This is a genomic window from Vibrio sp. NFR (assembly GCF_027587095.1).
In the GTDB taxonomy this organism is placed as follows: Bacteria; Pseudomonadota; Gammaproteobacteria; order Enterobacterales; family Vibrionaceae; genus Vibrio; species Vibrio harveyi.
The window spans coordinates 148977-169144 of sequence record NZ_JAPPTN010000006.1; the positions used below are offsets into that span (position 1 = coordinate 148977).

Consider the following 20168-nt stretch of genomic DNA (forward strand, 5'->3'; position numbering starts at 1 on the left):
TGAATCACGACTTATTTATTTCATTGCGAGCAACTTACTGTAGCGTTCTAGTTTTGCCATGCTCACTTTTGCGTTCGCCATGAAGGTTTGTTTTGCTTTACCCGTTAAAGATTTTGACTGCGGAAGCTTAACTGTTCTAGCGTTCTTGTGTACGCCGTTTACCAAGAATTCGTAGTGCAAGTGAGGTCCCGTAACCCGCCCAGTGCCGCCGAGCGTACCAATGGTTTGTCCTTGTTTCACTCGCTGTCCTGTCTTAACCATGCGTTTAGTTAAATGCAGGTATTTGGTAATGTAAGTGTTGCTGTGTTTGATGAACACATAGTTGCCGTTAAACTTATTGTAGGCAGACTTTTGTACCACACCATCACCAGCAGCCCAGATCGGTGTGCCAACAGGCGCAGCGTAGTCGGTGCCTCGGTGAGGACGAACCTTACCAGTGACAGGGTGTAAACGACGAGGGTTGAAATTAGACGTTACGCGACGGAAGTCCAATGGCGCACGCAAAAAGGCTTTCTTCATGGCTCGACCATTTTCATCGTAATACTTGCCGCTCTTTTCATCCAAAATTGCAGTAAAGATATCACCTTGGTTCTTAAACACTGCAGCAATAATTTTTCCTCGCCCAATGACTTCACCTTCGACGACTTCTTCTTGGTAAAGCACACGGAAAGTATCGTTTTTACGAATATCCAATGCAAAGTCGATGTCCCAACCAAAAATGCCTGCCAGCTCCATAATTTGGTTTGCATTCAACCCAGATGAAATACCGGCATTCCAGAAGTTAGATTTAATCGTCGCTTCAGCGTAGTTGTACTGATAATCGACTTCTTTTTTATCGATCTCTGAGACGTATTTGTTGCCTTGCAGCTTAATGCGGAAAGTTTCAAACGCATTCAGCGTGCGTTGAAGTTGAACAAAGTCGTTGTTTTCATCAAACCCAAATTTCAGCTTATCTCCTGGACGAAGACGAGAGAGCTGCTGTTTGATTTCTTTATCTGAAGTGATCAGTTCATGCAAAAGACGAGGGGATAAGCCGACGCGGTTAAAAAGTACCGCTGCACTTTCCCCATTTTTGACCTTATATGTTTCCCAACGCAAGACAGAAGGAAGATTAGAAGAAGCGCTGCGCTCTGGTGATTCGACAGATATCGACACTGGATAATGCTCGCCAACTTTAAGGCGGCTTTGCTGCGGATCGAGGTCTTGCGGATCGGGTAAGAAAAATAGCGCGACGATGATAAGCGCACTAAAAAAGCCGATCAGTACTTTGTGCAAGAGTGGGAGTCGGACAAAAATCGAATGCATGAGGTACTTGATTACTAAATTAAACGTAAAAATTGACAACTACCTAGTCTAACGTGTTTCAAAATGCATCGCTATTCAAGTAAGATGTTCAGCTATTATATTTTTGCCAAATCTGTGGGAGTGAACAAGAATGGCGAGCATTGAAGCTGCACTAGCCGAGATTAAGCGCGGTGTTGAAGAGCTGATTCCAGAAGAAGAGCTGATCGCAAAACTTAAAGAAGGTCGTCCTCTACGTATTAAATTGGGCGCCGATCCAACAGCACCTGACATTCACCTAGGCCATACGGTTATTTTCAATAAGCTTCGCTTGTTCCAAGAACTAGGTCATGAAGTGACATTCCTTATCGGTGATTTCACTGCAATGGTTGGTGACCCAACAGGTAAGAACACAACTCGTCCACCGCTAAGCCGTGAAGACGTGCTACGTAACGCAGAAACGTACAAAGAACAGGTGTTCAAAATCCTAGACCCAGCTAAGACAAAAATTCAGTTCAACTCTGAGTGGCTATCTGAGCTTGGTGCAGAAGGCATGATCCGTCTTGCTGCAAACCAAACTGTTGCTCGTATGCTAGAGCGTGATGATTTTAAAAAGCGTTACGCTGGTGGTCAGCCAATTGCTATCCATGAGTTCATGTACCCACTACTTCAAGGTTGGGACTCAGTAGCAATGGAAACTGACGTTGAACTGGGTGGTACTGACCAGAAGTTCAACCTACTGATGGGGCGCGAGTTGCAAAAATCTCACGGTCAAAAACCACAAGTTGTTCTTATGATGCCACTTCTAGTCGGTCTAGATGGTGAGAAGAAGATGTCTAAATCTTCTGGTAACTACATTGGTATCAGCGAAGCACCAAGCGAAATGTTTGGTAAGATCATGTCCATCTCTGATGATCTAATGTGGAGCTACTACGAGCTGTTGTCTTTCCGTCCTCTAGAAGAAATTGCACAATTTAAAGCGGATGTAGAAGCAGGCAAGAACCCTCGTGATATCAAAGTACTGCTAGCAAAAGAAATCATTGCACGCTTCCACAGTGAAGCAGATGCAGATGCGGCAGAGCAAGAGTTCGTTAATCGTTTCGCGAAAAATCAAATTCCTGACGAAATGCCAGAGTTTGATTTTGAGACTGGCACGCCAGTAGCAAATCTATTGAAAGAAGCGGGTCTATGTGCTTCAACTTCTGAAGCTATGCGCATGGTTAAGCAAGGCGCAGCTAAGATCGAAGGCGAGAAAGTTGCTGATGCGAAGTTTGTTCCTGGAGCAGGCACTTACGTATTCCAAGTAGGTAAACGTAAATTCGCACGTATTACTATTAAGTAATCAATAACTGTTCAAAATGAAAGCGCCTTATAGGCGCTTTTTTTGTATTAAAATTTGGTGAATACACGCGAGATTGACTGTAAAAATGGTCGAACTTTGTTACTATACGCGCGCTGCTACGTGAGCAGCTTTATCGGAGATTTACATGAACAATACCGACCATCCTCCCAGTTGTTGGGTGAGTAAGATTAAGGGAGCGAAATAACCCGCTTCGGTATTGGCGATCTCCGCCTTACCTTAGTGGTGAGGCATCTTTTCTTCTAGTTTTCCTTTTATTATTTCCTTTCATAAATTCTGAATAGACAGTGCTTTGGCATTGATGTTTTCGCGCGTCCTGCATTTGTATTTATACAAGTCGGGTGTGCAGAAAGCTTTTTGCGTGCGTTGTCGATGGTCGTTACCAATGCCAATCGGGAGATTCGCCATGACGGTAATGAACAACACTTTTATTGAAACAACACCAAACTTCTCAGAAGTGGAGATTGGTGCCGCTCGTAATGCCTTTTTGCAATACGAACAAGAGCAACAATTGCACCTACTAACGATCATGCCTATTGATGAGGCGGTTGGTATTTTGCAGCACTGCTCGGTTGGCTATGTGAATAGCCTTATCGCTCAACTTGAACAAGCTGGATATGATAAACGTGCTCGTCACTATGCTCACCAATTAGGTTTGCATATGTCGGAAGTCGATACACCAGATGGCTACTTATCGACTAGTGTGTTGGAACATGTGAAGCAGCGTATTGGTTGGATCATTGCTCTTGCCCTTTTAGGGATAGTGTCGGGTTTGATCATTGCTCAGTATGAGGACACTTTAAGTCAACTTGTATTGCTTGCCGTGTATATGCCCGTAATCGCTGCTGCTGGTGGTAATACCGGAACTCAGGCTGCGACCTTAGTCATTCGCGCACTCGCCACTGGAGAGTTAAAGAAACGCCAATGGTTAGAAGTTTTGTGGAAAGAAAGTCGCGTAGCGCTGTTTATTGCCTTGGCGATTGCGATCGTGATGATTGGTCGAATCATGCTATTTAGTGGTGGGCAATCAACAGGGGGCTTTGCACTGGAAGATATCGCATTAGCCATTGCGGTTGCGTTATTTATTCAGGTGACTATCTCAACCACACTTGGAGGATTACTTCCTATCATAGCGCGTGCATGTAAACTGGACCCCGCCGTATTGGTGAGCCCAGTATTAGCATCGATCGTCGATATCTCAGGTATGTGGATCTACTTTACCGTGGTGAACTACTTCTTAGGCATTGCCTGACTAAAACTCACAATGTCTTGGTAGAACAATTTCTCAAAACGAGTAATAGGGGCGACGACAGGCTTGTTATCGTCCCTTTTTTCTGGGAAATAGTCCGACACAAACTGAACAAATAGCGTGTTTGGTTTGCCGTTTTTATCAAGCCCATACCCCGCCATATTGTACGTGCCGTACAAGGACCCGCTTTTTGCAATCAACTGTCCTTTGATAGGAGCTTTACGCATACTCTGGCGGTACTGCAATGTTCCTGATTCACCGGACTTTGGCATAATTGCTATCAAGTTGAGTTCTTGTTCGTGTTGCCAAATGTAGCGCAAGATAGCAGCCATCGACTTCGCTGAAATGCGGTTATTGCGTGATAAACCTGACCCATCTTCTAATCGGGCATTGCGAATGTCGATCCCCGTATTGGAGAAAATGATTTGTTTGATTGCTTCAGTGCCGTTAGTAAAACTGCCAGGTTGCACAAAGAACTTAGCGCCAAGTGTTTTAGTAAGAGTATCGGCAATTAAGTTATCTGAGCGTTTTAACATCTCATCAAGCAACCGTGGTAATGGTTTTGATTTGTGTACTGCCAATAACTTGCGTGACTTTTCAGGTGCTTTGCCGACTCGAATTTTTCCTTTTAATGAAATGCCGACTTGCTTGAGCAATTTCTCTACTTTTTGGCTTGTGTAGCCTTCAGGATCTTGCACTGCAAACTTGAGGGGGAGCGGTTTATCGCCACGGTCTACTAAGCAGCCGGTTAGTTGATATTGGTTGTTTGGGTTAGCGATGAGCTCTAAATCACAATGACGGCTCTTCTGGACGCTTTTTGACACGGTTTGAGCGCTGGTGGCGACATTAATTGGTTGATGCTCAGGAACATAAACACGAGTTGTACCGTTTTTTTGTGTGTATATCGATGCTTGAACGCAATTTTCATTCAGTGTCACAGCAGATGCAGGAGCGCTATAGCAAACGCCTAGAATATCCCATGGCCATCCAACGGCACGGTTGTAGCCAGTAAAAGCGCTGTTATCTAACCAAAGATCCCCATTGATTCGGTTTAGACCGTTTTTTTTCGCTCGTGTCAGCATGGTTTTAAGATCTTGCGTTACAAGCGTAGGATCGCCGGAAAAAGTGAAGACGGCGTCAGAGTTGGAGCTTTCTAACGTTGTACGAAAAGTAAAGCCATTGCCCAGCTCAAGCTTTGCAGCCAAGGCTGTCACAACTTTTAATGTACTTGCTGGGGGGAAATACTGCTCAGTGGGATGAATGCCTTTTAGCTCACTTTGCCCATTAAGTTTTTCAGCAACCAAACTGATACGTGCTCCGTCTGGCAGCACCTCTTGGTGGGGATAAGCAAAAGAGAGAAGTGGAGTAAGGCTAGAGAGTAGTAACAATGACCAACGTAAGCGCATAGTAATAGTTCGTAAGGTTAGTTATGCAATTGAGTATATACCGAAAAATCGCAGAATTCTGGATATAAAAAATGCCCGCATAAGCGAGCATTTTATCTTCAAGTCGTAAGACTGAATTAGAAGTCGTAACGTAGACCTAGAGCTAGCTCGTCTTCAGAATCGATCTTCGTTGCTTTGTAGTTAGCAGAAGTCGTTGAGCCCATAGCATCGCCAGCATCAATTAGGTTGAAGTTGTACGATACGTAACCACGGAAGTTAGGCTTGAAGTAGTAAGACGCGTCAACTGCGAAGTTGTTTGCAGAAGTTTCGTTGTTAGTTTCTGCGTTGTTGTACGTCGTTGTGAACACTGTTTGACCTAGAGTGTAAGCACCTGCTAGTTCGTAACCAGTGTAATCTACAGTTTTCTTGAATGTTGCTTCTTTTTCACCGTCAGTGAATAGACCTGCAAAGTATAGGTCGTTCATTGTGTAAGAAGCAGCAAGCATGTATTCGTTAGCGTCAGATTGGTCTGCGTAACCAGCACCTAGGTCAAGACCAGTGTCGCCTAGAGTGTAGATAGCAGATAGAGAGTAGCCATCTTCGCCGTTATCAGTGTACTCAGTACCAGCTGCGTTTTCTACGCGGTCAGCGAAACGGTAGCTAGCTTTAACTGCTAGGTTTTCGAATTGACCTTTGTAAGACAGCATGTTGTCTGAACGGTCAGCTGCAGCTAGTTTGTCAGCAGCAGAGTTACCAGCGTACGCCATGATATCTGTGAAGTCAGTGATAACGCCTAGCGCACCGTCGTTTTTACCGTAAGTAACTTCACCGAATGCACCGCCTAGACCAGCGTATGCGTAACGAGTGTCAAGGTTGCTGTTGCCGTCTACGCCGCCTTCTTCAGCAGTAGTAAATTCACCTTCCCAGAAACCAACACCGTATAGGTTGTCGTTGATTGCTTGTGTGCCAAGGAAGTTTAGACGGATACGAGAGTTGTCCGCTACGTCGCCATCTTTCATAGATAGACGTGCTTCAGCACGACCGCCCATTTCTAGAGAAGTGCCGTCTTGGTTGTAAAGTTCAGCTGCGTTAACGCCAGTTGCCATAGCTGCTGCAGATACAGAAAGAGCAATTAGAGTCTTTTTCATCTTATTTGTCCTAGTTAGCTGTCCATAATCATTGTTTTATGGGGGAGAGGTTATCTCTCACAAGCTATTGTTGTTCGTATAGTTTCATTCGCGGCAAATGCCCACACTCGAAAAAGCCATAACGAAATAACTTGCCGGACATGTTTTACTGCTAAAGTTTCCTTATGAGTTAGTAAAATGATATAAATCCAACTAATGAACACTGTTCAATTGGTTGTTATTTTATCTTAAAGTGTTGTTTTTAAATGATTATATCTTGCCTAACATTGGTCTGACATTGATTTGTTTTTATCTTTTTTGATGTTTTTAGTGTAATGAACAGTGTTGTTTTTCAATAAATTGCGATGATGCGTAAATCTAAAAACGATTGATGGCGTGGTATTAACCACACAACTGAGTCGCGAAATCGAATTAAGGTGATTTCACACCCTAGTTTGTTTAAACTAACCAAAACAGAATCTTTGAACGTACTACCCAGTCCCTATGATTGGGTGGGATTTTTTTGTCCAAAGACACCTTTGGCCTTGAGGTTATATAATGGAAAAAGTTCCAATGACACTACGTGGCGAACAGTTGCTACGTACAGAACTCGATCGTCTACTAAAGCTTCGCCCGCAAATTTCAGAAGCAATCGCAGAAGCGCGTGAACTAGGCGACTTGAAGGAAAACGCAGAATACCACGCTGCTCGTGAAGAGCAGGGGATCTGTGAAGCACAAATTCGTGACATTGAATACAAGCTATCTGTTGCTCAAGTCATTGACGTAACAACGATGGACAACACTGGTAAGGTGATTTTTGGTTCAACCGTTACTCTGATTGACTGTGATACAGAAGAAGAGAAAACCTACCAAATCGTGGGTGATGACGAAGCAGATATTAAAGCGGGTCGTATTTCGATTAGCTCGCCAATTGCTCGTGGCTTGATCGGTAAAATGGAAGGTGACGAAGTTGTTATTCAAACTCCTGGCGGAGCGAAAGACTTCGAAATCGACAGCGTTGAGTACATCTAACTTCGTGTTCTAACGGTTAGTTGAAATAAACTCTAGATGCAAAAAAGGTCGCCCATGGCGACCTTTTCTTCTTCCGCTGCGCAAGCAGATATTACTTACGTGGGATTTCGATTTTACGCTCTTCAGACTGGCGGTATAGCACAAGTACCTTACCGATTGTCTGAACTTTTTCAGCGCCCGTCTCACGTACGATAGCGTCGATGATCAGCTGTTTTGTCTCACGGTCTTCTGATGCAACTTTAATTTTGATCAGTTCGTGGTGGTCAAGAGCGATTTCAATTTCTGCTAGCACGGCTTCTGTAAGTCCATTTGCGCCCATTAGCACAACAGGTTTTAAACTGTGAGCCAGGCCTTTTAGGTGCTGCTTTTGTTTGGTGCTTAGGTTCATTACGCGGCCAATTTTCTTTAAAATAAGGGTTGAAAAAAGCTATTTTAACGCCATCTATTGCTGAAGACTATAATTTATTGAGTAATAGGTTGAGCCTATTAAAACAATAGCTCCTAATTACGCCTTGTTGGGATTAAGATGAGTAAACAAAAACATTCGGCTAGTTCTGGTCGTTGGTTGAAAGAACACTTTGACGATAAATATGCGAACGAAGCTCGTAAAAAAGGCTATCGTTCTCGTGCTTACTTCAAAATTGAAGAGATCCAAACAAAAGATAAATTGTTGAAATCTGGGATGACAGTCGTCGATTTAGGCGCCGCTCCAGGTGGATGGTCTCAATATGCTGCTAAGATAATAGGTGAAGAAGGTCAAATCATCGCATGTGACTTATTACCTATGGATCCAATCGCTGGTGTAAGCTTTTTGCAAGGTGACTTTCGTGACGAGGCGGTTTTAGACGCTCTATTGGAAAGAATCCAACCTTCGATGGTGGACGTAGTAATGTCTGATATGGCTCCAAACATCGCTGGTAACAATTCCGTAGATCAGCCACGAGCTATGTATTTAGTTGAATTGGCTTTAGATATGTGTCGACAAGTTCTAGCACCTAATGGTAGCTTTGTCGTAAAGGTTTTCCAGGGTGAAGGCTTCGATCAATTTGTGAAAGAAGTCCGAGACATGTTTAAAGTCGTAAAAATCAGAAAACCAGACTCATCGCGAGCTCGCTCACGAGAAGTCTTTGTTGTAGCCACTGGTTACAAAGGTTAACTATTTCGCTCGTTTAGAGCATGGTTAACACTATAGCTACAGCTAATAAACTGTAGTACCCTACCTTTAATTACAATTAGTTATCGAGAGGCTGACACCTTGAGTGACATGGCAAAAAATTTAATTCTGTGGCTTGTTATCGCTGTCGTGTTGATGTCGGTATTCCAGAGCTTTGGCCCTGGAGAGAGCAATGGCAGAACCGTGGATTACACCACGTTTGTACAGGAAGTTGGCCAAGGCCAGATTCAAGAAGCAACTTTTAAAGACGGTGAAATTAGTTTTGTTCGTCGTGGCGGCGGTGCCAAAATGGTCACTTACATGCCTGTGTACGATCAAAAGCTTCTAGATGACCTAATTAACCAAAACGTGAAAGTGCAAGGTACGCCTCCTGAAGAGCAAAGCTTACTTGGCACAATCTTCATTTCTTGGTTCCCTATGATCTTACTGATTGGTGTGTGGATTTTCTTCATGCGTCAAATGCAAGGCGGCGGCGGTAAAGGCGCCATGTCTTTCGGTAAGAGCAAAGCTCGTATGATGAGCGAAGAGCAGATCAAGACGACTTTTGCGGATGTCGCAGGTTGTGATGAAGCAAAAGAAGACGTTAAAGAACTGGTTGACTACCTACGTGATCCAAGCCGATTCCAAAAATTGGGCGGTAAGATCCCGACCGGTGTACTTATGGTTGGTCCTCCAGGTACTGGTAAAACGCTTCTAGCGAAAGCCATTGCTGGTGAAGCAAAAGTGCCTTTCTTTACTATCTCTGGTTCTGACTTCGTAGAAATGTTTGTTGGTGTTGGTGCGTCTCGTGTGCGTGACATGTTCGAACAAGCGAAGAAAGCGGCACCTTGTATCATCTTTATCGATGAGATTGATGCAGTAGGTCGTCAGCGTGGTGCTGGTGTAGGTGGTGGTCACGATGAACGTGAACAAACCCTAAACCAAATGCTCGTTGAAATGGATGGTTTCGAAGGTAACGAAGGTATCATTGTTATCGCCGCGACTAACCGTCCAGACGTGTTGGACCCAGCACTACTGCGCCCTGGTCGTTTTGACCGTCAAGTTGTTGTTGGTCTTCCAGACGTACGTGGTCGTGAACAGATTCTTAAAGTACACATGCGCAAAGTACCTCTAGCAGGTGACGTAGAGCCTTCTCTAATCGCACGTGGTACACCTGGCTTCTCTGGTGCTGACTTAGCAAACCTAGTAAACGAAGCAGCCCTATTTGCTGCGCGTGGCAACAAGCGCAACGTTTCTATGGTTGAATTTGAACTAGCGAAAGACAAAATCATGATGGGTGCAGAGCGCCGTTCAATGGTGATGTCTGAAGAAGTAAAAGAGTCAACAGCTTACCACGAAGCAGGTCACGCGATTGTTGGTCGCCTAGTACCAGAACATGACCCTGTGTATAAAGTCTCTATCATTCCACGTGGTCGTGCGCTTGGTGTGACTATGTACCTACCAGAGCAAGACCGTGTGAGCATGTCTCGCCAACACCTAGAATCTATGGTTTCTAGTTTGTACGGTGGTCGTCTTGCTGAAGAGCTAATCTACGGTGCTGATAAAGTATCGACGGGTGCATCGAACGATATCGAGCGTGCAACTGATATTGCTCGTAAGATGGTGACGCAATGGGGCTTCTCTGAAAAACTTGGTCCGCTTCTATATGCGGAAGAAGAAGGTGAAGTGTTCCTAGGACGTAGCGTGACACAGACTAAACATATGTCTGATGACACAGCGAAGCTAATCGATGATGAAGTTCGTAAGATCATCGACCGCAACTACGACCGTGCGAAGCAAATTCTGGAAGACAACATGGACATCATGCATGCGATGAAAGATGCGCTAATGAAGTATGAAACCATTGATGCTGGCCAGATTGATGACCTGATGGAGCGTAAGACTGAGATTCGTGAACCTGCTGGTTGGGGTGATAAGCCTGCAAACAAACCAGAAGATAACGATAAGCCTCAGGCTAAACCTGAAGTGAAAGCGGAAGAGAAACCAGTTGAACCGACTAAACCGGTAGAACAACCAACGTCTCAAGAAGCGACTTCAAGTGAAGCTCCAGAAAAGAAAGACTCTGAATAAAGAGTAGCGTTAATAAAAAACCCCGAGTTAGGCTCGGGGTTTTTGTTTCTGTTGTGATTATTAAAGCTATGATTATTAAAGCAAACAACAAATCTCTCGACCTTTCCCACTCGCATGTTATGGCGATCCTCAATGTCACTCCAGACTCGTTTTCTGATGGTGGTAAATTCAACTCGTTAGAGCGTGCACTTGCTCAAGTCGAAAAAATGATTGCTGCTGGCGTTAGCATTATTGATGTTGGCGGGGAGTCTACGCGTCCAGGGGCTCCAGATGTTGCATTAGAAGATGAGTTGCAGCGTGTGGTCCCTGTAATCAAAGCGATTCGCGCAAAACATGATGTGTGGATTTCTATTGATACCAGTAAAGCGGAAGTCATGCGTCAAGCTATTGAAGCTGGGGCAGACTTGATTAACGATGTGCGTGCTCTCCAAGAGCCGGGGGCGTTAGAAGTTGCCGCGAAAGCAAACCTTCCTATTTGCTTGATGCATATGAAAGGTCAACCGCGCACTATGCAGACTAATCCTCAATACGATGATCTGATGGATGATGTCTCTGCATTTCTTCAAGAACGCATTGCTGCCTGTGAGTCTGTGGGCATCGATAAGTCTCAACTTATTCTTGATCCAGGTTTTGGCTTTGGCAAAACCATTGAACACAATTATCATATGCTGGCACACCTCGATAAGTTTCATGAATTCGGTCTGCCAATTTTGGCCGGTATGTCACGTAAATCAATGATCTTTAAATTGTTGGAAAAACCTGCAGCAGAGTGCGCAAATGCTAGCGTTGTCTGCGCGACAATTGCTGCGATGAAAGGTGCGCAGATCATTCGAGTACATGACTTTGAAGAAACCATTGAGGCAATGAAAGTTGTTGAGATGACGAACAATAATATCTAAAAGAATTAAGGAAATTTTATGTCTGATAAAAGACGTTATTTTGGTACTGACGGTGTACGCGGGAAAGTAGGACAATACCCAATTACTCCGGACTTTGTACTAAAGCTTGGCTGGGCGGCTGGTCGTGTACTAGCAAAACAAGGCACTAAGAAAGTTATCATCGGTAAAGATACCCGTATTTCAGGTTACATGCTTGAGTCTGCACTTGAAGCTGGCCTAGCTGCGGCAGGTCTAAAGGCTACCTTTACTGGTCCGATGCCAACGCCAGCAGTTGCATACCTAACACAAACTTTCCGAGCGGAAGCTGGTATCGTTATTTCAGCGTCACATAACCCATACTACGATAACGGCATTAAGTTCTTCTCATCTGAGGGGACTAAACTTCCTGATGACATCGAACTGGCTATTGAAGCTGAGCTAGATAAAGATATCGAATGTGTAGAGTCTGCTGAACTTGGTAAAGCAACTCGCCTTAATGACGCCGCGGGTCGTTATATTGAATTTTGTAAGAGCACCTTCCCGTCAGAACTTAGCCTAGCAAACCTTAAGATCGTTGTTGACTGTGCACATGGTGCGACTTACCACATCGCTCCTAACGTATTCAAAGAGTTAGGTGCAGAAGTGATTGCTATGGGTGTTGAGCCAAACGGCACTAACATCAATGCAGAAGTCGGTGCGACAGACGTTCGTGCCCTACAAAAGCGTGTTGTGGAAGAGCAAGCTCACCTTGGTCTTGCATTCGATGGTGATGGCGACCGCATCATGATGGTTGACCATTTGGGCAACAAGATTGACGGCGACCAAATTGCCTACATTATCGCTCGTGATGCTCTACGTCGTGGCGAACTAAAAGGCGGTGTTGTTGGTACGCTAATGACCAACCTAGGTATGGAAAATGGTCTAAAACAACTGGGTATCCCATTTGTTCGTGCCGCAGTTGGTGACCGTTACGTGATGGAGCAACTACTTGCTAAAGGCTGGAAGATTGGCGCTGAAAACTCAGGTCACGTTATCTTACTAGACAAAGTCACTACGGGTGATGCAATTGTTGCTGCACTGCAAGTTCTTGCTTCTGTAGTTGGCAGTGATATGACACTACACGACTTGTCACAAGGCATGACGCTTTATCCTCAGGTACTAGAAAACGTGCGTTTTGCAGGTCAAAGTAACCCACTTGAAGCGCAGGTTGTACTAGACTCAGTAGCGGAAGTGGAAGCTGAGCTTGGTGACAAAGGTCGCGTATTGCTACGTAAATCTGGTACTGAGCCTCTAATCCGAGTCATGGTAGAAGGTAAAGATGCTGAACTTGTACAAAGCTCTGCGCTTAAGATTGCAGAAGCTGTAAAAGCAAGTTGTTAATCATTGCTTTAACCTGTTTTGCGAGAGAAAAGGGCATCTTTTGCCCTTTTTTTGAGCGCTTAATGCGTTAGTGGTGACTTTTTACTAATTTTCCCTTGTCAGCGTTACTGGCTTTCGCTAGTATTGCTCCGCCTCCCGTTAGGAGGTCGCTAGCCTTGTTCATGAATAAAGACGATTGTTTTTGAACGGCGCTGGCTCAACAATTTGGAACATAGGTGGAAAAAAATGTTTTCAGTTCTACTTGTGATTTACCTGTTGGCGGCGCTTGGTGTGATTGGCCTTGTGTTGATTCAACAAGGTAAAGGCGCAGATATGGGAGCCTCGTTCGGTGCAGGTGCTTCAAACACAGTGTTTGGTGCAAGCGGCTCAGGTAATTTCTTAACCCGAACAACTGCTATTTTAGCAACCGTATTTTTTATCGTTAGCTTGCTACTTGGTCGTATGTCTACGCACAAGACTGAGTCACAATGGGTAGACCCAACACTAGGTCAACCAGTTGTAGAACAAGTTAAAGATGCAGCAAGTGAAGTTCCAGCACCAGCAGGTGATGAGATTCCACAATAAGCTGTAAAGGTTTATGTAGCCGAGATGGTGAAATTGGTAGACACGCTAGCATGAGGTGCTAGTGCCTTAGGTGTGAGGGTTCGAGTCCCTCTCTCGGCACCATGAATTTACAAACTTGTAAATCACTTGTGTGAGCGTATAATGCTCATCAAGTCGGACGCGGGGTGGAGCAGCTTGGTAGCTCGTCGGGCTCATAACCCGAAGGTCGTCGGTTCAAATCCGGCCCCCGCAACCAATCTCTTCTTTCAGTTGGAAAGGATGATTCGATTGGCAAGTTTGCACAGTGCTAACCACACTGTGAGTTAAGAAAAGCATTTCTTGGCTATTCTTAACGTATCAGGGTCCAGCAGCATAAAACCCCGACTTTCGGGGTTTTTTGTTATCTGAGTTTTTGTAAATGAACTCAGATACTGCTTGGTTTTTTGATTGGGCTCTGAGCCCTTTTTTTGTTTCTGGAGTGGTTCAAATGACTGGTTTAGAAAGACAACTTACTGAAATGCTTGAAGCTCCAGTAGAGGCATCAGGCTACGAGTTGGTTGGATTAGAATTTATTCGTGCGGGTGCGCACTCAACGTTACGCATCTACATCGACCATGAAAATGGTATCAACGTAGATGCTTGTGCAGAAGTAAGCCATCAGGTTAGCGCAGTACTAGACGTTGAAGATCCAATTTCTGTTGCTTACAGCCTAGAAGTTTCTTCTCCAGGCTTAGAAAGACCACTTTTCAAAGCAGCACATTACGAGCAATTTATTGGTCACGAGGTCAGCATCGTATTGAAAATGGCTGTTGCAAACCGTCGTAAGTGGAAAGGTATTATCCACAGCGTAGATGGTGAGACAATCGCAGTTACTTGTGAAGGGCAACAAGAAGAGTTTGCTCTAAGTAACATTTCAAAAGCTAACCTGATCCCTAAATTTTAGTTCCCTAAAAAATTTGAAGCTTAGAGGCTAAATACAATGAGTAAAGAAATTTTAGCGGTAGCAGAAGCGGTATCGAACGAAAAAGCGGTACCTCGTGAGCGTATCTTTGAAGCTCTTGAGATTGCTCTAGCGACTTCTACAAAGAAAAAATACGAAATCGAAATCGATGTACGTGTAGCTATCGACCGTAAAACAGGTGAGTTTGAAACATTCCGCCGTTGGTTGGTTGTAGAAGACGTTGAAAACCCAACAAAAGAAATCTCTCTAGAAGCTGCACAATACGAAGATGCAGACATTCAACTAGGTGATTTCGTAGAAGACGATATCCCGTCAGTTACATTCGACCGTATTACGACTCAAACTGCTAAGCAAGTTATCGTACAAAAAGTACGTGAAGCAGAGCGTGCACAAATCGTAGAACAGTTCATCGACAACGAAGGTGATCTGATCACTGGTGTTGTTAAAAAAGTGAACCGCGATACAGTTGTACTTGATCTAGGTAACAACGCTGAAGCGGTAATCCTACGTGATGACCAACTTCCTCGTGAAAACTTCCGTCCAGGTGACCGTGTTCGTGGTCTTCTGTACAAAGTTGCTCCTGAAGCGCGTGGTTTCCAACTGTTCATCACTCGCTCTAAGCCAGAAATGTTGGCTGAGCTATTCCGTGTAGAAGTGCCAGAAATCGCTGAAGAAATCATCGAACTGAAAGGCGCTGCACGTGATCCAGGTTCTCGCGCTAAGATCGCTGTTAAAACAAACGACAAACGTATCGACCCTGTAGGTGCGTGTGTTGGTATGCGTGGTGCTCGTGTTCAAGCAGTATCTGGCGAACTTGGTGGTGAGCGTATTGATATCGTTCTTTGGGACGATAACCCAGCTCAATTCGTTATCAACGCAATGGCTCCTGCTGACGTTGCTTCTATCATCGTTGATGAAGATGCTCACTCAATGGACATCGCTGTTGAAGCGGACAACCTAGCGCAAGCTATCGGTCGTAACGGTCAGAACGTACGTCTAGCGTCTCAACTAACTGGTTGGGAACTGAACGTAATGACTGTGGCAGATCTTCAGAAGAAACACGCTGAAGAGTCTCAAGCGTCTATCGAAAACTTCATGAAGTACCTAGACATTGAAGAAGACTTCGCTCAATTGCTTGTTGAAGAAGGTTTCTCAACACTAGAAGAAGTTGCGTACGTTCCTGTTAACGAACTACTAGAAGTTGATGGTCTGAACGAAGAGCTTGTAGAAGAGCTTCGTAGCCGTGCGAAAGACGCACTAACGACAATCGCTCTAGCACAAGAAGAGTCATTCGAAGGTCTAGAGCCTGCTGAAGATCTGCTAGGTCTTGAAGGTCTAGAGCGCGAAATGGCGTTTAAACTGGCAGCTAAAGGCGTAGCAACACTAGAAGACCTAGCTGACCAAGGTATCGACGATTTAGAAGGTATTGAAGGCCTGACAGAAGAGCGTGCAGGCGAGCTTATCATGGCTGCACGTAACATCTGTTGGTTCGGCGAAGAAGCATAATATCAGCAAGGAGGAAGCGGCATGACACAATTAACAGTTAAAGCTCTGAGTGAAGAGATTGGTACTCCAGTCGACCGCTTAATGGAACAACTTGCTGACGCTGGCATGAACAAAGCGAGTTCTGACCATGTATCGGATGAGGAGAAGCAGAAGCTTCTCTCTCACCTGAAGAAAGAGCACGGCGATAAGTCGGGCGAATCTGAACCTACTAGACTGACGCTTCAACGTAAGACTCGTAGCACGCTAAGTGTTGCAGCAGGTGGCGGCAAAAGTAAGGATGTTCAAGTAGAAGTGCGTAAGAAGCGCACATATGTGAAGCGCAGCACTATCGAAGACGACGCAAAACGTGAGGCTGAGGAAGCAGCAAAACGTGAAGCTGAAGAGCTTGCGAAGCGTGAGGCTGAAGAACAAGCCAAACGTGAAGCTGCAGAGAAAGCACAGCGCGAAGCCGATGAGAAAGCGAAACGTGAAGCGGATGCAAAACGTGAAGCTGAAGAAAAGGCAAAACGCGCACAAGCTGATAAGGCTAAGAAAGAAATGAATGCAAAAAATGCGGATGCTAATGCGCAAGCTAAGAAAGAAGCTGATGAGCTAAAAGCACGTCAGGAACAAGAAGCTCAACGTAAAGCAGAGCAAGAAGCTGCAAAACTCGTTGAAGAAGCTCGTAAGCTTGCAGAAGAGAACGAAGCTCGTTGGTCTGAAGAAGAGACTAAGAAGAAAGAGCTAGAGAACTCTGACTACCACGTAACTACTTCTCGTTACGCACGTGAAGCTGAAGATGCAGCTGACCGTCAACAAGAAGGCGGTGCACGTCGTAAGAAGAAGAAACCAGCTGGCAAAGAAGAACAATCACGCGGTGGTCGTAACCAACGTGGTGGCAAGGGCCGTAACAAAGGCAAACTTGCTAAACCAACTTCTATGCAACACGGTTTCGACAAGTCTGCGACTGTAGCGAAACAAGATGTAGTAATTGGTGAGACAATCGTTCTTTCTGAACTTGCTAACAAGATGTCGGTTAAAGCGACAGAAGTTATCAAAGTAATGATGAAGATGGGCGCTATGGCGACTATCAACCAAGTGATCGACCAAGAAACAGCACAACTTGTTGCTGAAGAAATGGGTCACAAGGTAGTTCTTCGTAAAGAGAACGAACTGGAAGAAGCAGTACTATCTGATCGTGATACAAACGCAGAAGCAGTACCTCGTGCTCCAGTTGTAACAATCATGGGTCACGTTGACCACGGTAAAACGTCAACACTTGACTACATCCGTCGTACTCACGTTGCTTCAGGCGAAGCGGGCGGTATCACGCAGCACATCGGTGCTTACCACGTTGAAACTGATAACGGCATGATCACGTTCCTTGATACTCCTGGACACGCGGCGTTTACCGCTATGCGTGCTCGTGGTGCTCAAGCGACAGATATCGTTGTTCTTGTAGTAGCAGCAGACGATGGCGTGATGCCACAAACAGTTGAAGCGATCCAGCACGCGAAAGCGGCAGGCGTTCCTCTGATTGTTGCTGTGAACAAGATCGATAAAGAAGACGCGAACCCGGACAACGTTAAGAATGAGCTAGCTCAATACGACGTAATCCCTGAGGAATGGGGTGGTGAGAACATGTTCGTTCACATCTCTGCTAAACAGGGTACAAATATCGACGGTCTTCTAGAAGCAATCCTTCTTCAGTCTGAAGTTCTAGAGCTTACAGCTGTAGCAGAAGGCATGGCGTCTGGTGTTGTTGTTGAATCTCGTCTAGATAAAGGTCGTGGTCCAGTAGCAACAGTACTTGTTCAATCAGGTACGCTAAACAAAGGCGACATCGTTCTTTGTGGTCAAGAATACGGCCGTGTTCGTGCAATGCGTGACGAACTAGGTAAAGAAATCACAGAAGCTGGTCCATCTATCCCTGTAGAGATCCTAGGTCTTTCAGGCGTACCATCTTCAGGTGACGAAGCAACAGTAGTACGTGACGAGCGTAAAGCACGTGAAGTAGCGAACTACCGTGCTGGTAAGTTCCGTGAAGTGAAACTTGCTCGTCAGCAGAAATCTAAACTAGAGAACATGTTCTCTAACATGACTGCTGGTGAAGTTGCTGAGCTAAACGTAGTTCTTAAAGCAGACGTACAAGGTTCTGTGGAAGCGATTGCTGACTCACTACTGAAACTGTCTACTGACGAAGTGAAAGTAAACATCGTTGGTTCTGGTGTTGGTGGTATTACAGAAACTGATGCAGTTCTTGCAGAAGCTTCTAACGCAATCATCCTTGGCTTTAACGTACGTGCTGACGCATCTGCTCGTCGTGCGATTGAAGCAGCAAGCGTTGATCTACGTTACTACTCAATCATTTACCAATTGATTGACGAAGTTAAACAAGCAATGGGCGGTATGCTTGCTCCAGAATTCAAGCAAGAAATCATTGGTCTTGCTGAAGTACGTGACGTATTTAAGTCACCGAAACTGGGCGCAATCGCTGGTTGTATGGTTACTGAAGGTCTAATTAAGCGTAACAACCCAATCCGCGTTCTACGCGACAACGTTGTTATCTACGAAGGTGAGCTAGAATCACTTCGTCGCTTTAAAGATGACGTTCAAGAAGTTAAGAATGGCTACGAGTGTGGTATCGGCGTTAAGAACTACAACGACGTTCGCGTGGGCGACCAGATCGAAGTATTCGAAATCGTTGAAGTAAAACGTACTCTAGACTAATTGACTAAAATTACTAACCGTCTGAAAGACAAATAGTAATTGGTTGTTGAATACACCATGGGGGGCTGGCTTGACCATCCCCCCATTCTTTCTATCTAAGAGAATGAATATGTCAAAAGAATTTAGCCGCACGCAGCGCGTATCACAGCAGCTGCAAAAAGAACTAGCGATGATCCTTCAACGCGAAGTTCGTGACTCTCGCCTAGGCATGGTTACGATTTCAGATGTAGAAGTATCACGAGATCTTGCTTACGCAAAAGTATTCGTTACTTTCCTATGCGTGGGTGAGCAGACGCCAGAATCATGCCTAGCAGCGCTACGTGAGCACGAAGTGCACATCCGAATGATGCTAGGTAAGCGTATTCGCCTACGTCTAACGCCTGAAATCCGTTTCTACTACGATAACACGCTAGTAGAAGGTATGCGCATGTCGAACCTAGTTTCTGAAGTTGTGAGCGAAGATAAACGCAAACAACAAGATTCTGGTCGCGAAGAAGATCAGGCAGGGGAAGAGTAATGGCTCGTCGTCGTAAAGGTCGTCCAATTAATGGCGTTATCTTGTTGGATAAACCAACAGGTATTTCTTCAAATGATGCACTGCAAAAAGTAAAGCGTATCTACTTTGCTGAGAAAGCGGGTCATACGGGTGCATTGGACCCATTAGCGACGGGCATGTTGCCAATCTGCTTAGGCGAAGCAACCAAGTTTTCTCAGTTCTTGTTGGATTCAGACAAGCGCTACCGTGTAATCGCAAAACTGGGTGAGCGCACTGATACGTCTGACTCTGATGGCGAAGTGGTAGAGACACGTCCTATTGATGTGAATCTGGAGAAGTTAGAAGCGTGCATTGATACGTTCCGTGGTGAATCAGACCAAGTACCTTCAATGTTCTCAGCATTGAAATACCAAGGCAAGCCGTTGTACGAGTACGCTCGCAAAGGCATTGAAGTACCACGTGAATCTCGCAAGATCACGGTATATGAAATCGTACTTCACCGTTTTGAAGGTGATGAAGTTGAGATGGAAGTGCACTGCTCAAAAGGTACTTACATCCGTACAATTGTTGATGACCTAGGTGAGATGCTTGGTTGTGGCGCACACGTGACTATGCTTCGTCGTACTGGTGTTGCTAAATACCCGTACGAAAAAATGGTGACGCTAGAGCAACTTAATGAGCTGCTTGAGCAAGCGCATCGTGATGAAGTGGCACCAAAAGAGTTGCTTGATCCACTGCTACTGCCAATGGACACTGCCGTTGAAGATTTACCCGAGGTAAACCTAAACGCAGAGCTGACTAACCTAGTACAACACGGTATGCCCGTGCAGGTGTTGGGTGCGCCAGAGGGTACGCCAATTCGTATGACTTCTGGTGAAGAGAAGCTGTTTATTGGTGTAGCAGAAGTTAACGACGATGGAAAAGTAGCACCAAAACGTTTGGTGGTTTTCCGCGACGAAGAGTAACTTCGCAAAGCTTAAAAAATACCGGCATCATTGCCGGTATTTTTATATTGCG

At 45.0% G+C, this 20168-nt stretch carries 17 protein-coding genes and 2 tRNA genes; 15 read left to right on the forward strand and 4 right to left on the reverse strand.

Annotated features, from left to right (window positions below; all coding sequences use genetic code 11):
• Window positions 1-15 precede the first annotated feature (15 nt).
• On the reverse strand, window positions 16-1305 hold the full coding sequence (locus OH463_RS13475; protein ID WP_269991464.1) for a peptidoglycan DD-metalloendopeptidase family protein: 1290 nt from the start codon (window positions 1303-1305) through the stop codon (window positions 16-18).
• A gap of 130 nt (window positions 1306-1435) precedes the next feature.
• Here OH463_RS13475 and tyrS point away from each other — a divergent pair, with 130 nt between their 5' ends.
• Entirely contained in the window at window positions 1436-2623 is a 1188-nt protein-coding gene (gene tyrS, locus OH463_RS13480) for a tyrosine--tRNA ligase (RefSeq protein WP_017817694.1), read from the forward strand.
• A gap of 424 nt (window positions 2624-3047) precedes the next feature.
• Entirely contained in the window at window positions 3048-3893 is an 846-nt protein-coding gene (locus tag OH463_RS13485) for a magnesium transporter (protein ID WP_005449167.1), read from the forward strand.
• Here the strand turns inward: OH463_RS13485 and dacB are convergent.
• A complete protein-coding gene (gene dacB / locus OH463_RS13490) occupies window positions 3872-5296 on the reverse strand; it encodes a serine-type D-Ala-D-Ala carboxypeptidase (RefSeq protein WP_269991466.1) in 1425 nt (474 codons plus the stop codon). The two genes, OH463_RS13485 and dacB, sit on opposite strands and share 22 nt — an antisense overlap.
• A 116-nt stretch (window positions 5297-5412) precedes the next feature.
• Window positions 5413-6423, reverse strand: a complete 1011-nt coding sequence (locus tag OH463_RS13495; RefSeq protein WP_017817695.1) for a porin — start codon at window positions 6421-6423, stop codon at window positions 5413-5415.
• 537 nt (window positions 6424-6960) lie between these two features.
• On the opposite strand from OH463_RS13495, the gene greA reads away from it, so the two are divergent.
• Window positions 6961-7434, forward strand: coding sequence for a transcription elongation factor GreA (greA, locus tag OH463_RS13500; RefSeq protein WP_005439449.1), 474 nt, complete (start codon window positions 6961-6963; stop codon window positions 7432-7434).
• Between the two features lie 91 nt (window positions 7435-7525).
• On the opposite strand, the gene yhbY is transcribed toward greA, so the two are convergent.
• Complete coding sequence (gene yhbY, locus OH463_RS13505) at window positions 7526-7822, reverse strand: ribosome assembly RNA-binding protein YhbY (protein ID WP_005425257.1); 297 nt, start codon at window positions 7820-7822, stop codon at window positions 7526-7528.
• A 138-nt stretch (window positions 7823-7960) separates the two neighbouring features.
• Between yhbY and rlmE the strand changes: the two genes are divergently transcribed.
• The 12 genes from rlmE (at window position 7961) to truB (ending at window position 20116) form a co-directional block, all read left to right on the forward strand.
• The gene (rlmE, locus tag OH463_RS13510) at window positions 7961-8590 is read left to right on the forward strand and encodes a 23S rRNA (uridine(2552)-2'-O)-methyltransferase RlmE (RefSeq protein ID WP_005439450.1); all 630 of its coding nucleotides are present in this window, start codon (window positions 7961-7963) and stop codon (window positions 8588-8590) included.
• Window positions 8591-8698: 108 nt separating this feature from the next.
• A complete protein-coding gene (ftsH, locus tag OH463_RS13515) occupies window positions 8699-10678 on the forward strand; it encodes an ATP-dependent zinc metalloprotease FtsH (protein ID WP_009698724.1) in 1980 nt (659 codons plus the stop codon).
• Window positions 10679-10746: 68 nt separating this feature from the next.
• A complete protein-coding gene (folP, locus tag OH463_RS13520; RefSeq protein ID WP_009698723.1) occupies window positions 10747-11577 on the forward strand; it encodes a dihydropteroate synthase in 831 nt (276 codons plus the stop codon).
• A gap of 18 nt (window positions 11578-11595) precedes the next feature.
• Window positions 11596-12936, forward strand: a complete 1341-nt coding sequence (gene glmM, locus OH463_RS13525; protein WP_269991469.1) for a phosphoglucosamine mutase — start codon at window positions 11596-11598, stop codon at window positions 12934-12936.
• A gap of 225 nt (window positions 12937-13161) precedes the next feature.
• Window positions 13162-13500: a preprotein translocase subunit SecG gene (gene secG, locus OH463_RS13530; protein ID WP_005449155.1), complete on the forward strand. Its 339-nt coding sequence runs from the start codon at window positions 13162-13164 to the stop codon at window positions 13498-13500.
• Window positions 13501-13518: 18 nt separating this feature from the next.
• A tRNA-Leu gene (locus tag OH463_RS13535) sits at window positions 13519-13602 on the forward strand.
• A 56-nt stretch (window positions 13603-13658) separates the two neighbouring features.
• A tRNA-Met gene (locus OH463_RS13540) sits at window positions 13659-13735 on the forward strand.
• 231 nt (window positions 13736-13966) lie between these two features.
• On the forward strand, window positions 13967-14422 hold the full coding sequence (gene rimP / locus OH463_RS13545; RefSeq protein ID WP_005449153.1) for a ribosome maturation factor RimP: 456 nt from the start codon (window positions 13967-13969) through the stop codon (window positions 14420-14422).
• A 36-nt stretch (window positions 14423-14458) separates the two neighbouring features.
• A complete protein-coding gene (nusA, locus tag OH463_RS13550) occupies window positions 14459-15946 on the forward strand; it encodes a transcription termination factor NusA (RefSeq protein ID WP_005449151.1) in 1488 nt (495 codons plus the stop codon).
• 21 nt (window positions 15947-15967) lie between these two features.
• Window positions 15968-18655 (forward strand): translation initiation factor IF-2, encoded by a 2688-nt coding sequence (infB, locus tag OH463_RS13555; RefSeq protein WP_005449149.1) that lies wholly within the window; start codon window positions 15968-15970, stop codon window positions 18653-18655.
• 109 nt (window positions 18656-18764) lie between these two features.
• Window positions 18765-19172 (forward strand): 30S ribosome-binding factor RbfA, encoded by a 408-nt coding sequence (gene rbfA / locus OH463_RS13560; RefSeq protein ID WP_005449148.1) that lies wholly within the window; start codon window positions 18765-18767, stop codon window positions 19170-19172.
• Window positions 19172-20116, forward strand: coding sequence for a tRNA pseudouridine(55) synthase TruB (truB, locus tag OH463_RS13565; protein ID WP_005449147.1), 945 nt, complete (start codon window positions 19172-19174; stop codon window positions 20114-20116). Before rbfA ends, truB begins: the two co-directional genes overlap by 1 nt.
• Window positions 20117-20168 lie beyond the last annotated feature (52 nt).

What these genes read in the sequence shown, in the direction of transcription:
- folP (WP_009698723.1), top strand. Translation starts at nt 10,747, where the DNA reads ATGATTATTAAAGCAAACAACAAATCTCTCGACCTTTCCCACTCGCAT.
- secG (WP_005449155.1), top strand. Translation starts at nt 13,162, where the DNA reads ATGTTTTCAGTTCTACTTGTGATTTACCTGTTGGCGGCGCTTGGTGTG.
- OH463_RS13495 (WP_017817695.1), bottom strand. Translation starts at nt 6,423, where the DNA reads ATGAAAAAGACTCTAATTGCTCTTTCTGTATCTGCAGCAGCTATGGCA.
- OH463_RS13475 (WP_269991464.1), bottom strand. Translation starts at nt 1,305, where the DNA reads ATGCATTCGATTTTTGTCCGACTCCCACTCTTGCACAAAGTACTGATC.
- yhbY (WP_005425257.1), bottom strand. Translation starts at nt 7,822, where the DNA reads ATGAACCTAAGCACCAAACAAAAGCAGCACCTAAAAGGCCTGGCTCAC.
- infB (WP_005449149.1), top strand. Translation starts at nt 15,968, where the DNA reads ATGACACAATTAACAGTTAAAGCTCTGAGTGAAGAGATTGGTACTCCA.
- glmM (WP_269991469.1), top strand. Translation starts at nt 11,596, where the DNA reads ATGTCTGATAAAAGACGTTATTTTGGTACTGACGGTGTACGCGGGAAA.
- rbfA (WP_005449148.1), top strand. Translation starts at nt 18,765, where the DNA reads ATGTCAAAAGAATTTAGCCGCACGCAGCGCGTATCACAGCAGCTGCAA.
- OH463_RS13485 (WP_005449167.1), top strand. Translation starts at nt 3,048, where the DNA reads ATGACGGTAATGAACAACACTTTTATTGAAACAACACCAAACTTCTCA.
- ftsH (WP_009698724.1), top strand. Translation starts at nt 8,699, where the DNA reads ATGGCAAAAAATTTAATTCTGTGGCTTGTTATCGCTGTCGTGTTGATG.
- rimP (WP_005449153.1), top strand. Translation starts at nt 13,967, where the DNA reads ATGACTGGTTTAGAAAGACAACTTACTGAAATGCTTGAAGCTCCAGTA.
- greA (WP_005439449.1), top strand. Translation starts at nt 6,961, where the DNA reads ATGGAAAAAGTTCCAATGACACTACGTGGCGAACAGTTGCTACGTACA.
- nusA (WP_005449151.1), top strand. Translation starts at nt 14,459, where the DNA reads ATGAGTAAAGAAATTTTAGCGGTAGCAGAAGCGGTATCGAACGAAAAA.
- dacB (WP_269991466.1), bottom strand. Translation starts at nt 5,296, where the DNA reads ATGCGCTTACGTTGGTCATTGTTACTACTCTCTAGCCTTACTCCACTT.
- rlmE (WP_005439450.1), top strand. Translation starts at nt 7,961, where the DNA reads ATGAGTAAACAAAAACATTCGGCTAGTTCTGGTCGTTGGTTGAAAGAA.
- truB (WP_005449147.1), top strand. Translation starts at nt 19,172, where the DNA reads ATGGCTCGTCGTCGTAAAGGTCGTCCAATTAATGGCGTTATCTTGTTG.
- tyrS (WP_017817694.1), top strand. Translation starts at nt 1,436, where the DNA reads ATGGCGAGCATTGAAGCTGCACTAGCCGAGATTAAGCGCGGTGTTGAA.